The sequence below is a fragment of the Streptosporangium sp. NPDC001681 genome (genome assembly GCF_040298085.1).
Classification (GTDB): domain Bacteria; phylum Actinomycetota; class Actinomycetes; order Streptosporangiales; family Streptosporangiaceae; genus Streptosporangium.
The window spans coordinates 159,359-171,727 of sequence record NZ_JBEOZN010000002.1; the positions used below are offsets into that span (position 1 = coordinate 159,359).

11 protein-coding genes and 1 pseudogene are annotated in these 12,369 nt (G+C 70.7%); 6 read left to right on the forward strand and 6 right to left on the reverse strand.

The annotated features are described in order from the left end of the window. Position 1: 1 nt before the first annotated feature. From ABT130_RS01630 to ABT130_RS01640, 3 genes are read right to left on the reverse strand one after another with little or no spacing between them, the layout of a single operon-like run. Positions 2 to 1,114: an ABC transporter permease gene (locus ABT130_RS01630; RefSeq protein ID WP_350951930.1), complete on the reverse strand. Its 1,113-nt coding sequence runs from the start codon at positions 1,112 to 1,114 to the stop codon at positions 2 to 4. Next, on the reverse strand, positions 1,111 to 2,694 hold the full coding sequence (locus ABT130_RS01635) for a sugar ABC transporter ATP-binding protein (protein WP_350951932.1): 1,584 nt from the start codon (positions 2,692 to 2,694) through the stop codon (positions 1,111 to 1,113). Before ABT130_RS01635 ends, ABT130_RS01630 begins: the two co-directional genes overlap by 4 nt. Beyond that, positions 2,691 to 3,359 (reverse strand): DUF2291 family protein, encoded by a 669-nt coding sequence (locus ABT130_RS01640; RefSeq protein ID WP_350951934.1) that lies wholly within the window; start codon positions 3,357 to 3,359, stop codon positions 2,691 to 2,693. Before ABT130_RS01640 ends, ABT130_RS01635 begins: the two co-directional genes overlap by 4 nt. Before the next feature lie 381 nt (positions 3,360 to 3,740). On the opposite strand from ABT130_RS01640, the gene ABT130_RS01645 reads away from it, so the two are divergent. The 3 genes from ABT130_RS01645 (at position 3,741) to ABT130_RS01655 (ending at position 6,846) form a co-directional block, all read left to right on the forward strand. Continuing rightward, positions 3,741 to 4,664, forward strand: a complete 924-nt coding sequence (locus ABT130_RS01645; protein ID WP_350951936.1) for a hypothetical protein — start codon at positions 3,741 to 3,743, stop codon at positions 4,662 to 4,664. A 13-nt stretch (positions 4,665 to 4,677) separates the two neighbouring features. Then, a complete protein-coding gene (locus tag ABT130_RS01650) occupies positions 4,678 to 5,526 on the forward strand; it encodes a class F sortase (RefSeq protein ID WP_350951938.1) in 849 nt (282 codons plus the stop codon). Positions 5,527 to 5,700: 174 nt separating this feature from the next. Then, entirely contained in the window at positions 5,701 to 6,846 is a 1,146-nt protein-coding gene (locus ABT130_RS01655) for an acetyl-CoA C-acetyltransferase (protein ID WP_350911331.1), read from the forward strand. Positions 6,847 to 6,928: 82 nt separating this feature from the next. Here ABT130_RS01655 and ABT130_RS01660 read toward each other — a convergent pair whose 3' ends face one another. Both ABT130_RS01660 and ABT130_RS01665 read right to left on the reverse strand, forming a co-directional pair. After that, the gene (locus ABT130_RS01660; RefSeq protein WP_350951940.1) at positions 6,929 to 7,108 is read right to left on the reverse strand and encodes a hypothetical protein; all 180 of its coding nucleotides are present in this window, start codon (positions 7,106 to 7,108) and stop codon (positions 6,929 to 6,931) included. A 284-nt stretch (positions 7,109 to 7,392) separates the two neighbouring features. Next, positions 7,393 to 8,103: a class I SAM-dependent methyltransferase gene (locus ABT130_RS01665; protein ID WP_350911335.1), complete on the reverse strand. Its 711-nt coding sequence runs from the start codon at positions 8,101 to 8,103 to the stop codon at positions 7,393 to 7,395. A 382-nt stretch (positions 8,104 to 8,485) separates the two neighbouring features. On the opposite strand from ABT130_RS01665, the gene ABT130_RS01670 reads away from it, so the two are divergent. From ABT130_RS01670 to ABT130_RS01680, 3 genes are read left to right on the forward strand one after another with little or no spacing between them, the layout of a single operon-like run. Continuing rightward, positions 8,486 to 10,522, forward strand: coding sequence for an ATP-binding protein (locus ABT130_RS01670; protein WP_350951942.1), 2,037 nt, complete (start codon positions 8,486 to 8,488; stop codon positions 10,520 to 10,522). A 41-nt stretch (positions 10,523 to 10,563) separates the two neighbouring features. Then, positions 10,564 to 11,136 carry an RNA polymerase sigma factor gene (locus tag ABT130_RS01675; RefSeq protein ID WP_350951944.1) on the forward strand — a complete coding sequence of 191 codons (573 nt, stop codon included), beginning with the start codon at positions 10,564 to 10,566 and terminating at the stop codon, positions 11,134 to 11,136. Further along, complete coding sequence (locus tag ABT130_RS01680; protein ID WP_350911341.1) at positions 11,123 to 11,896, forward strand: hypothetical protein; 774 nt, start codon at positions 11,123 to 11,125, stop codon at positions 11,894 to 11,896. The genes ABT130_RS01675 and ABT130_RS01680 overlap by 14 nt, the downstream gene beginning before the upstream one ends. On the opposite strand, the pseudogene ABT130_RS01685 reads toward ABT130_RS01680, so the two are convergent. Beyond that, a pseudogene (locus ABT130_RS01685) lies at positions 11,885 to 12,262 on the reverse strand (amidohydrolase family protein); the annotation flags it as partial. The gene ABT130_RS01680 and the pseudogene ABT130_RS01685 sit on opposite strands and share 12 nt — an antisense overlap. Between the last annotated feature and the right edge of the window lie 107 nt (positions 12,263 to 12,369).

The following is a 12,369-nucleotide window of genomic DNA, read 5'->3' on the forward strand; positions in this document are numbered from 1 at the left end:
GTCAGTCCGGTCGTCCGTCGGTGACCAGCGCAGAGACGGCGGCCCTGTGCCGCTGGAGCCGCTGTTGCCCCTGGTCCAGCATCACCACGAAGATGATCAAGAGTCCCTTGATCAGGATCTGCCAGAACAGCGACACGTCCAGGATCATCAGCCCGTTGACGAGGAGACCGATGACGACGGCTCCGACGAGGGTGCCTCGTACGGTGCCGCGTCCCCCGTTCAGCGTGGCGCCGCCGAGGATGACCGCGGCGATCGCGTTGAGCTCGAACGTCTCACCGGCCTGAGGTACCGCCACGGTCAGCTCCGAGGCGATGAGGAGACCCGCGAGCGCGGCGCAGCCGCCGGAGATCACGTAGACGACCGTCTTGACGCGGTTGATCGGGACCCCCGAGAGCTCTGCGGCCCGCTCGTTGCCGCCCGCGGCGTACAACCATCGGCCGAACGGTGTCCTGGTGAGCACCAGCATGACGGCGACGGCCAGGACGATCATGATCCAGATCGGGGCCGGGATGCCGAGCGGGCGTGCGTTGCCGAGGAGGCCGAAGCCGGTGTTGCCGAGTTGGGGTCTGCCGTCCAGGTTGGTGTAGGTCAAGCCGCCGGAGATCAGCAGTGCGAGTCCCCGCGCCACGTACAGCATGCCGAACGTCGCGATGAACGGCGCCATCTCGAACCGGGTGATGAGGACACCGTTCACCAGGCCGACGAGCATGCCGACCGCGACGCAGAGCACGATCACGCCCCACACGGGCGGGAAGGCGATCACGTCGACGAACCTGAGATCGAGACCTTCGAGCAACTCGCCGGCGACGACCCCGGAGAGCCCGATGACCGAGCCGACGGACAGGTCGATGCCGCCCTTGAGGATGACCAGCAGCATGCCGAGCGCGACCACCCCGTTGACCGCGATCTGCTCGGCCATCGTGATGAGGTTCGACACCGTGAGGAACGAATCCGTCAGCATGCCGAAGAGCACGATCAGGGCCGCCAGCGCGATGAGCGCCCGGAACTCGAACAGGCCGTTCAGCAGGGACAGGCGGCGCGCCCGGGCCGCGATCCGCTCCGGCGGGGGGCGGCCCGGAGGCGCCGGTGCGGGGGGTGTTTCCTGAGGTGTCAATTCGCACCGCCCTCGGCCCTGTCGACGGTGACGCCGTCCAGCGCGCTCATCAGTTCCTCCCGGGTTATCGCGCCACGCCGGAAGTCGCCGGTGACGACCCCGCGGGCGAGCACCAGCAGCCGGTCGGGGATGTGCAGGGCCTCCTCGGCGTCGGACGTGGTGAAGAGGACGGCCAGGCCGTGCCGTGCTCGTGCCGCCAGAAGCTCGAAGATGTCGGCCTTGGCGCCGGCGTCGACGCCGCGCGAGGGCTCGTCCAGCAGCAGTACCAGGGGATCGGTCAGCAGTGCCCTGCCGATGATCACCTTCTGCTGGTCGCCGCCGCTCAACGATTCGACGGGCGCTCCGGCGTCGCCCGTCCTGAGGGTGACATCGGAGATCATCCGATCGACGGCCTCCAGTTCGCGCTCCCGGGAGACGAACAGCCGTCGGACGAACCTGTCCAGTCCGGCCAGGGAGAGGTTCTCCCCGACCGACATCGTCTGGATGAGGCCGTCGCGCCGCCGGTCCCGAGGGACAAGGACCAGGCCCCGGTCGATGCGGTCGCGGATGCTCGCGCTCTCCAACGGGACGCCCGAGAGCAGGACGTCACCCGACTGCGAGGGGATCCGGCCGGCGAGCGCCTCCAGCAGTTCGGTCAGGCCCGAGTCCACCAGGCCGTAGATCCCCACGATCTCGCCCTCCCCGACGGTCAGGGAGAGGTCGTCGATCGCGAGATGACCTGGATTGGCCGGAGCGGCCACCGAGAGCCCGCGCAGGGTCAGCAGTTCCTCCTTTCGTGACTCCTTTCGTGACGGCGCTGGCTCCGCCTCGATGACCTGGGTGAGGCGTGCGAACAGGGCCTCCCGGTCGGGGCCGACCATCTGCTCCACGACCCACCGGATATCGACGGTCTTGGCGTTCGCGGTGGCGGCCAGCCGCCCGTCGCGCAGTATGACGACGTCATCGGCGATCTTCAGCACCCGGTCCGGTTGATGGGAGACGTAGACGACCGCGCCTCCGCTCGCGGTCAGCTCCCCGATGGCCCGGAACAGCGCCTCGACCTCCGCAGGAGTGAGCGCCGAGGTGGGCTCGTCCATGATCAGCACCCGGGCCTCCTGGAGGAGCGCCCGCGCGATCTCGATGATCTGCTGCCGGGCCGGGCTCAGGTCACCGACCAGCCGATCGGGATCCAGGTCCTCTCCCAGACTGTGCAGGACCGCCGCGCTGGTGGCCCGCTGGGAGGAGCGGTCGATCATCCAGGGGCCCCCGCAGATCTCGCGGGCCAGGAACAGATTGTCCTGGATGCTCAGATTGGGGAAGAGATTGAGTTCCTGAGGGATGATCGAGATGCCCCGGTAGGCGGCGTCGCGGGGAGACAGGAGCCTGACGGGCTCCCCGTCGAGTTCGACGTGGCCGGTGGTGGGCTGCTCGATCCCGGAGAGGATCTTCAGCAGGGTCGACGTGCCGGCCCCGTTCTTGCCGAACAGCGCGGTCACCCGACCGGCGGCGATGTCGAAGTCGACACCCCTGAGCACGTGTGTGTTCCCGTACACCTTGGTGACGTCGCGGGCGCTCAGGATTTTGGTCGCCGCGGTCTTCACGGCACCTCCTCGATCGAGACCGGGGTGATGGTCACGACGGAGGGGGTGAGGAAGTTGAAGGCACCGACGAAGGAGATCTCCTTGCCGTTCAGGTGCTCCGGGTCCAGGTTCTTGAGCAGCTTCCTCCACAACTGGTTGTTCAGCGCGGTGGCGGCGGCGGCGTACTCCGCCTGGTTGCGGAACCGCCTGAATCCGATGCCGGCCGCGTCCCGCAGCGCCGTGCCGTTGATGGCAGGACCCACCTGCAACGAGACCCGGGTGCCCGGTGGCAGGCCCGGCACGGCCACGGGCATCAGCCCGGACTCCGCCACTCCGGCCCTGCCGGTGCCCTTGACCGCGAAGTTGTAGGGGCCGTTGCCCTGCCGGACGCCGTAGCGTCTGTCGGCCGCTCTCTTGTCGGTGGTCACGGCCTTCACCAGCACGGGCAGCTCGACCGCCCTCCTCCTGATCGCGGGCACGACCTCGCTCTGGTACGTCCGCGCCCCGAAGGCGGCCGGGTCGAACCGGGGGCCCGACGCCGCGACCGACTCCGCGGAGCGGTAATGGGTGCTGAGCCCGATGGCGGTCAGGAGGGCCGCCGTCAGGGCGGCGGCCACCCATCTCGCCGGGATCCGCCGGCGGGGCACCTGCCCGCCGCGCGCGTGTGCCGCAACCGGGGTGCTCATCACAAACCTCCAGCTCGGGAGGATGTCAAGACCCGTATACCCGTTCGCGCGGCTTCCAGTGAATCCTCCCTGAACGGGAGCCGATCGAGCCGCCGGGAACCCTCGCGTGTTCTGTCCCGCGGCGGCCACGACACCGTGCGGATCCCGGCGGCGGTCGGCTACTCACCGTGACTCCCATGCGCCAAACCCTGTCTGTTGTTCGAAACTTCACCGATGTACGGTGTCGTTTGCTGTGGGATAGATGGGAATTTGTGTCCGTTTCGCCGACTCGCTCGCGCACCATGGTCTCTGTTCGTAGGATCTATGCCGAACCTTGACCAAGGCGTGTAAGCCTTAAGGGCCGGTACGAGCCGGTCGATGGATCTGGAATGGGGAGAGACTGTGCTGAAGTCCAAGACGCGGCGGCGCGTCGCGGTCAAGACAGCCGCGATCGCCGCGGCGGGCGCGGGCGTTCTTTTCGGCGCGGTCCCTGCGGTCGCCTCCATGTACGCCGACCCCAACCCGGTCAGCTACGCCTGCACGCTCGCCGGCGTGTCGTCACCGTCGGCGACGTACATCTTCCAGATGGACCTCAGCGGCCCGACGGCGGCGGCGACCAACTCGCCCCTGGTGGCGACCTGGAAGATCGCTCAGCCCGCCACGGGGCTCACCGTCACCCCGACCGCGCCGGCTCCGGCGGGCGCGCGTGTCGTCATCGACGCGGAGGTGCAGATCGAAGCCTCTCCCTCGCCGGTCCTGGCGCTTCCCTCCGAACTCCGCTCGCTCGCGGCCACCGCCGCTCCCCCGGCCGCCGGGCAGCCGATCACCGCACCTCCCCTGCTCGTCACGGTGACCCCCAGCGCGACCGGCGTGGTGGCCTTCCAGCCGGGGCCGTTCACCCTGTACCTGGACCCCGGTACGGGGACCAATAATGAGGCCGAGCTGCTCGACTGCGGCACTCCGCTCAACCCGGCCGAGGCCAGCGCCGCCGCGCTGCGGGTGACCGTGGGGACGGGTTCCCCGAGTACGAGCCCGAGCCCGAGCCCGACTACGAGTACGAGTACGAGTCCCAGCCCGAGTGCGACCGCGAGTCCGAGCGCCACTCCCAAGCCGACGGTCACCGTCACCCAGACCAAGACCTCCGAGCCGGAAAAGCCCGCCTCCGACGGGCAGATCGACGAGACCCCCAACGGAGGGGCTGCCACGGGCGGTGGCGGGGACGCCGGCCCCGACGCCCGAATGATCATGCTCAGCGGTGTGCTGATGGTGGCGTTCGCCGGGATCGGCGGCATGGTGCTGCGGCGTCGCACCGCGGGCCGAGGCTGATCGGGGTGGCCGGATGAGCACCCCCCCGCCGGGCGGTCAACACCCCGGGCACGTGCCCCACTACCGGCCGGTCCCGGTCCAGCCGCAGTACCCGCCCCCGTTCCAGCAGCAGCACGGCCCGCCCTACGGGGAGCCGTACGAGGAGTGGCCGCGAGAGGGACATCTCGACGGTGGGCGGGTGATGCGGTCGGTGCTCATCCTGGCCGGGATCGCCGGGGTGGTCACGGTGCTGGTGGGCATGCTCTACGTGCTGGCCGCGCCGGAGGAGTACGGCATGGGCGAGCGCACCACGCTGCCCCCCAGAAATCAGGCCGCGGCGGCGCCGGTGAACCCGTACTTCCAGGCGCCCCCGACCGCGCCGCCGCCCCAGCCGAGCCTGCCGGCGGCCCCGGCCATGCAGCCCTCCAGTCCGGTCCGCCTGGTCATCCCGCGGCTCGGCGTCAACGCGCCGGTCAGATCCGTCGGGCTCGACAGCAAGGGCGCGATCGAGGTGCCGCCGGTCAGCAACCCGAACCTGGTCGGCTGGTACCGCTCGGGACCCACGCCCGGCGAGGCCGGTCCCGCGATCATGCTCGGGCACAAGGACACGCGCCTGGGAAGCGCGGTCTTCAGCCGCCTCGACGAGATCCGCAACGGCGACGTCATCGAGGTGCACAGAAAGGACGGCGTCATCGCCGTCTACACCGTCGGCGGGCTGGAGCAGGCGGACAAGTCGGTGTTCCCGACACAGCGGGTGTACGGCGAGTCGCCGAACCCGCAGCTGCACCTGATCACCTGTGGTGGCACCTATGACCGCACCACCGGTCATTACACGGACAACGTCATCGCCTACGCGACCATGACGAGCACCAGGATGGCCTGAGCGATACCGCCCAGGTCAGCGCAGAGCTCCTGATATTTCGTAAAAGGGTAGGGGTGTCCTCTCCGTGGAGAGGACACCCCCGGATAGGGCGTGGATAAAAGTTCTGTTGTAACCTCCTACTGACCGAATGATGCTCGGTTTCGCAGGCAGCTCGGTTCACACGCAGGAGGCACTGTGGCAGAGGCATACATCGTCGGGGCGGTCCGCACCCCGGTCGGCAAGAAGAAGGGCGGTCTGTCCACCGTCCACCCCACCGATCTGGCCGCGCACACCCTCGGAGCGCTCATCGAGCGTACGGGTGTCGACCCGTCGGCGGTCGAAGACGTGATCATGGGCTGTGTCATGCAGTTCGGCCCGCAGAGCATGGACATCGCGCGCAACGCGTGGCTGTCCGCAGGTCTCCCGGAGAGCGTCGCCGGTGTGACCATCGACCGCCAGTGCGGCTCCTCCCAGCAGTCGATCCACTTCGCGGCCCAGGGCGTGCTCTCCGGCACCCAGGACCTCGTCGTGGCCGCCGGGGTGGAGTCCATGAGCATCGTGCCCATGGGGTCGAGCATCAGCGCGGCGCTGGAGAAGGGCATGCCCTTCCCCTTCGGCGAAAAATGGGTCGAGCGGTACGGCAAGCAGGAGATCTCCCAGTTCCGCGGTGCGGAGCTGATGTGCGAGAAGTGGAACCTCAAGCGCGAGCAGCTGGAGCAGTTCGCGTACGAGAGCCACCAGCGGGCGGCCAAGGCCGTCGCGAACGGCTACTTCAAGGACCAGATCGCCCCGCTCAACGGTGTCGAGGACGACGAGGGCCCGCGCCCGGACACCACGCTGGAGAAGATGGCGTCGCTGAAGACGCTGCGGGACGGCGGGCAGATCACGGCCGCCACCTCCTCGCAGATCTCCGACGGCTCCGGAGCGATCCTGATCGCCTCCGAGCAGGCGGTCCGCGACCACAACCTGACCCCCAGGGCGCGCATCGTCACCCTGGCGCTCACCGGCGACGACCCGGTCTACATGCTGACCGCGCCGATCCCGGCGACGCAGAAGGCGCTGAAGAAGGCGGGCCTGTCCATCGAGGACATCGACGTCACCGAGATCAACGAGGCGTTCGCCCCGGTCCCGCTGGCCTGGATCAACGACCTCGGCGCCGACCCGGCCAAGGTCAACCCGAACGGCGGCGCGATCGCCCTGGGCCACCCGCTGGGCGGCACCGGCGCGATCCTGATGACCAAGCTCCTGCACGAGCTTGAGCGGACCGGTGGCCGGTACGGGCTGCAGACGATGTGCGAGGGCGGCGGCCAGGCCAACGTCACGATCATCGAGCGTCTGTGACGCCGGTGCCCGCGGCCTCGAACCGCGAGGCACCGTGCGAGACGGGAAAGCCCCGGTCGGTGGACCGGGGCTTTTCGGTAGGTCAGCGACCGCCCTTACCGGGGATCCGGCGCGGCTGCCGGGTGGGCCTCATCGGCGTGGGCGGCATCGGCATCCGCCGGGGCGCCGCGGGCACGACGTGCTCGGGCAGCGGGGTGTGGGTCTCGGTGGTCTTGGCGGACTTGGACTTGCCACTGTGCTTGCGGGCGGCATGAATTCGCATATGGACTCCTTGAGGAAAGTGACGACGCGGCGAGATCCCGGGTCGGACAACTCAGCTGCCGCGTCAGACGAACGGGGCTGAAACGCTGAGTGCGGGCGGATCAGCGAAGGCTGATCGACGCCGGCTCTTAGGAGTTGATCCACATGTGAATGACCTTACGGCGCTCCTGCCGAGGCGGGCAACCTATTTGTTTGCGCCCCCGGCCGCCCCCCCGGCCGCCCCCGGCCGGCACGCCGCGCCGGGCACCGCGATGGCCGCGGGGGAGGGGACGGCGCGGGCGGAGATCACTTCGGCACGCGGGCGACGCAGAAGACGGTCTGCCCGAACGGCGGGCGGACGAAGCGCTCGATGAGGCGGGTGAGGGGCACCACGGTACGGTCGTAGATCTTGACCAGGCGGGGGTCGGGGTAGCCGACACCGCCGCGGCGGACCGCGGCCCACCAGGCGATGCCGCCCAGGAAGTTGATCGGCTTGAGCACGTCGATGTCCAGGCCCGCACGAGAGACCGTGCTGCGCAGGGTGGCCGGGGTGTAGCGGGTGACGTGGCCGACCTTGCGGTCGAAGTCCCCGTAAAGCTGCATGTAGCCCGGAACCCAGATGATGATCCGGCCGCCGGGGAGGGTGACCTTGGCGAGCGACCGCAGGGCCTCGACGTCCTCCTCGATGTGCTCCAGGACGTTCATCATCACGACGGTGTCGACCTTCTCGCCGATGGGGATCTCGGTCGGCAGGCCGAACTGGAGCACGTCGATGTCGTCGCGGCCCTCGAAGCGCTTCTGGAGCTGCTCCACGCAGTAGGGGTCGAAGTCGCTGACCACCAACCGGTCGAGGCGGGGCAGGAACTGCTCGGCGAAGTGGCCAAGCCCGGAACCGATCTCCAGCATGGACCGGCCCACGTGTGGGGCGACCATGTCGAGCTCGTACTGCCGGTAATTCCTGGCCTCGTCCCCACCAAGGTGGTTCTCCAGGGCCTCGTCACCGGCCGCGGGTTGCACTACGCGGTCATACCCAGACATGCGGTTCCGTCCAGCTCGGTTAAGGAAAGGCCGCGGCGACAGGCCGCGGCCAGGGACAGCCAGAGTCTAATGGCGCTTCCCTCAAGGCGGCCCCGCAAACGATCCACGGGCAGTGCCGCCGGGAGCCGCGCCCGGGGGATCGGCCTCCGGGTGGGCTCGCCCCTCGATTACCGGCTCCGCCGAATCAGTTATAAAGCACCTGCATTTCCGCGTTTCACGCCGTACGGGGGAAGTTCGACCTCGATACGGCGGTGAGATTTGCACCGGGGGACAAGGAAATCCCCCTGGGGAATCACCGGCCGCCCGGTCCGTGATTTGAGAGGAGTGCTATTCCCGGTAAGTGGAGAAGGAGCGCGAACCGATGGAACAGGTCCAATGGTGGCGGGGGAACCTGCCCGCGGAGACGGATGGCCTCATCGGCCGGGAAGGCGAGGTGCGGCGGCTGCTGAAGCTGCTGGCCGACACACCGCTGACCACGGTCACCGGTGTCGGCGGCATCGGCAAGTCACGGATCGCGATCAGGGCCGCACGCCGGTGGCACGAGCATCACCCGGACGGCGCGTGGCTGGTGGAGCTGTCCGGCGAGCGCGACGGTGACCTGCTCGCCCACACGGTCGCGGCGGTCCTCGGCATCCCCGAGCGGTCCGTGCGGACGCAGGACGAGACGCTCGTCGAGTTTCTCGCGGGCAGGAGGCTCCTGCTGCTCCTCGACAACTGCGAGCACCTCCTGCCCGCCTGCCGCGACCTCGTCGCCCAGATCCTGGCGGCGGCGCCGGGGGTGCGGATCATCGCGACCTCCCGCCGGCCGCTCGGACTGCCGCAGGAGGCGCTGCTGCCCGTCGGACCCTTCGACGCGCCGTGGCCGGAGGAGGAGGGGATGGCGGGGAACGACGCGCTCCGCCTCCTCCTCGACCGGGCCGCCGCCGCGGCGCCCGGCCTGGAGACGACCGAGACCGGCCTGGCGGCCGCGGCCAGGATCTGCCGGAGGCTGGACGGTGTCCCGCTCGCCGTCGAGCTGGCCGCCGGATGGCTGGGGGACATGCCGGTGGAGCGGCTCGCCGACCACCTGGAGAGCCGGTTCGAGACCCCGCCCGACAGCCGGGCGCCGGTGCCCCGCCACCAGACCGTACGCGCCGCGATCAGGTGGAGCCACGAGCTCTGCGGCCCCGGGGAACGCCTGCTCTGGGCCAGGCTCTCGGTCTTCGCGGGAAACTTCGGCGCGGCCGACGCCGAGCGGGTGTGCGGCGACGAGCGCCTGAGGGACGTACCGGACCTGCTGGAAAGCCTGGTGCGAAGGTTCCTCCTGGTCCGGGTTCCCGGCGGCTACCGTCAGCCGGTCACGGTCAGGGAGTACGGCAGGGAGCGGCTCGCCCTGCTCGGGGACGAGGCCAGGCTGGCGCGGCGGCACCGCCACCACTACCTCGACCTGGCGCGCAGGGCCGAGACCGGCTGGTACGGCCCCGGGCAGGAGGAGTGGGCCGCCCGCCTCGCCTTCGCCATGACCGACCTGCGTCTCGCCCTCGACCCCGCCTCCCCGGTGTCCGTCGAGCTCGCCGGCACGCTCTGGATCCTCTGGTTCTGCCTGGGCCGGTTGAACGAGGGCCGCCACCACATGGCACGCGCGCTCGAATCGGCTTCCGTCACCGACCCTCACCTGCCCAGACTCCTGTGGGCCGACGGCTGCGCGGCCATCGCCAGGGGTGAGCTGGAGCCGGGTCGCCGCAGGGCGGAGGCGGCGCTGTCCGCGGCCCTCGACTGGGGCGACTACGCGGCGGCCGGGCACGCCCAGCTCCGGCTGGCCAGCCGTGCCCTGTGCACCGGCGCCCTCGACGAGGTCGAGCCGTGCGTCGAGCGCGTGCGCGAGTACTTCCGCAGGGCGGAGGCCGACACGGTCGGCGAACCCCTCGCCCTGGTGACCATGGCCATGGCGGTCACCTGGCGCGGCGAGTTCGACAGGGCCGTCTCGGTGCTCAAGGAGGTGCAGCGGCTCTGTGACGCGCACGGCGAGCGCTGGGCCCGCGCCTGCGGTGACTACGTCCTGTCCATCGCCCAGCTGGGGCTCGGCAGGGTGAGCGAGGCGGCGGAGGCCGCCCGGCAGTCGCTCGACGTCAAGTGGCGCCTGCGCGACGCCGCCGGCGTGGCGCTGGCCGTCGACCAGCTCGCGGTGATCGCCGCGGTCGAGGGCGACGGCCGCCGCACGGCCAGGCTCCAGGGGGCGGTGGTACGGCTGCGGGCCGTCTTCGGGCTGCGGGGCCTCGGCTCGGCGGGCATGTCCGAGCCGAGAACCGTCGCCGAGCGGACGGCCAGGCAACTGCTCGGTGACGAGACCTACGACGCGATCTTCGCCGAGGGCTACGAGACCGACCCGGACGCGGCGGTCGCCTACGCCCTCCACTGAGCGCATTCGCCCGAGGGCTTTCGCGGGAGGGCCCGCATGCGGTGAAATCTCTCAGACATCCGCAAAGGAGCCCCCCGACGGACGACGACGAGGCGATCGCCCGATCACTGGCAGGTGACCTGGACGCCTACGAGGTCCTGGTCGCCCGCCACAGCGTGCTCGCGCACCGCACCGCGGCCATGCTCGGAGCCGCCGACGAGGCCGAGGACGTGGTCCAGGAGGCGTTCGTCAAGGCGTACCGCAACCTGACGTCCTTCCGCCGCGGCGCGCCGTTCCGGCCCTGGTTGCTGCGGATCGTGGCGAACGAGACGCACAACCTGACCCGCTCCCGGGGGCGCAGGGACAAGCTGGCCGCGCGGCTCACCGAGGCCGTTCCGCCGGTGGGTGAGGGCCCCGAGGAGGCGGCCGTCACCACCGACCGGCGGGCGCGGCTCCTCGACGCGGTGCGTACGCTGCCCGAGCGGGAACGCGAGACCGTCGTCTGTCGGTATCTCCTTCAGCTGTCGGAGGCCGAGACCGCCCAGGTGCTCGATCTTCCCGTCGGCACCGTCAAGTCGCGGACCTCCCGTGGCCTGGCCCGTCTGCGCGAGGAGGTGGCACATGACCTCATCTGACGACCTCGAGGCCAGGCTCCTCGACCTCGGTGAGTCCCTCGACGTCCCCTCCCCGCACCCCGCCGAGGTCGCGCGGGCCGTACGGGCCCGCCTGGAAGTGCCCGCCCCCGAGGCGCCCGCGGTCACGGGTGGCCGGGGAGTGCTCCGGCGGGGATGGGGGGCGCTGCGGGCCGGCGGGCGGGCGCGGAGGCGGGCGGCGGTCGCCGCCGTCGCGATCCTCGTCGCGCTGCTGCTGGGGGCGACGCCCGCGGGAAGGGCGGCGGTCGCGGAGATCCTGCGCTTCGCGGGCGTCGAGCTCAGGATCGGCGACCCCGGGCCCCTGCCGTCCTGGGCGCCCCAGCCACTGCCGGACGAGCGGCGGGTCACCCTGGAGCAGGCCAGGGAGCAGGTGGCGTTCCCGATCGCCGTCCCCGCCGCGCTCGGCGAGCCCGCCGAGGTCAGGGTGGGCGACGGCGGCCGGGTGGTCTCGCTGCTCTGGCCCGGCCTCAGGCTGGACGAGTACGACGGTAGCCTCCTGCTCGTCTTCCGCAAGGAGCTGGGACCCCCCTGGCCGCTGGAGACCTGGGTGGGCGACGCTAAGGCGCAGTGGATCCCGGCCCCACACGGCCTGACCTACCTGCCCCGGCGCGGCGGCGAGGCCGAGGCCCGCCCCCGCGCGGCCGGCCCCACCCTCATCTGGCAGCGCGGGCAGGTCGGCCTGCGTCTGGAGGGGGCCGGGGACATCGGCCGCGCCGAGGAGATCGCCCGCTCAGTCCGCTGAGGCCAGCCAGTCGTCGACCCCCTGGAGGAGCTTCTTGCGCACCGTCTCCGGTGCCGCCGACGCCCGTATCGACTGGCGGGCCAGCTCGGCCAGCTCCGGGTCGGAGAAGCCGTACACCTGCCTGGCGAGCTCGTACTGGGGCAGCAGCCTGGCGCCGAATAGCAGCGGGTCGTCGGCGCCCAGTGCGATCGGCACCCCCGCCTCGAACAGGCGCCGCAGCGGCACGTCCTCGGCCCGCTCGGCCACCCCGAGACCGACGTTGGAGGTCGGGCAGACCTCACACGTGATCCCCCGGGCGGCGAGGCGCTCCATGAGCTGTGGCGACTCGGCCGCCCGCACCCCGTGCCCGACCCGGTCGGCGTCCAGCCGTCGGTGGCGGTGTGGCGGACGGTGTCGCCGAGGGTGACGGGCTGGGGGTGACCCCCGTTGTCTGGGCGGTGTCCTTAAGCTTGGCGAGCGCCTTCTCTAGCTCC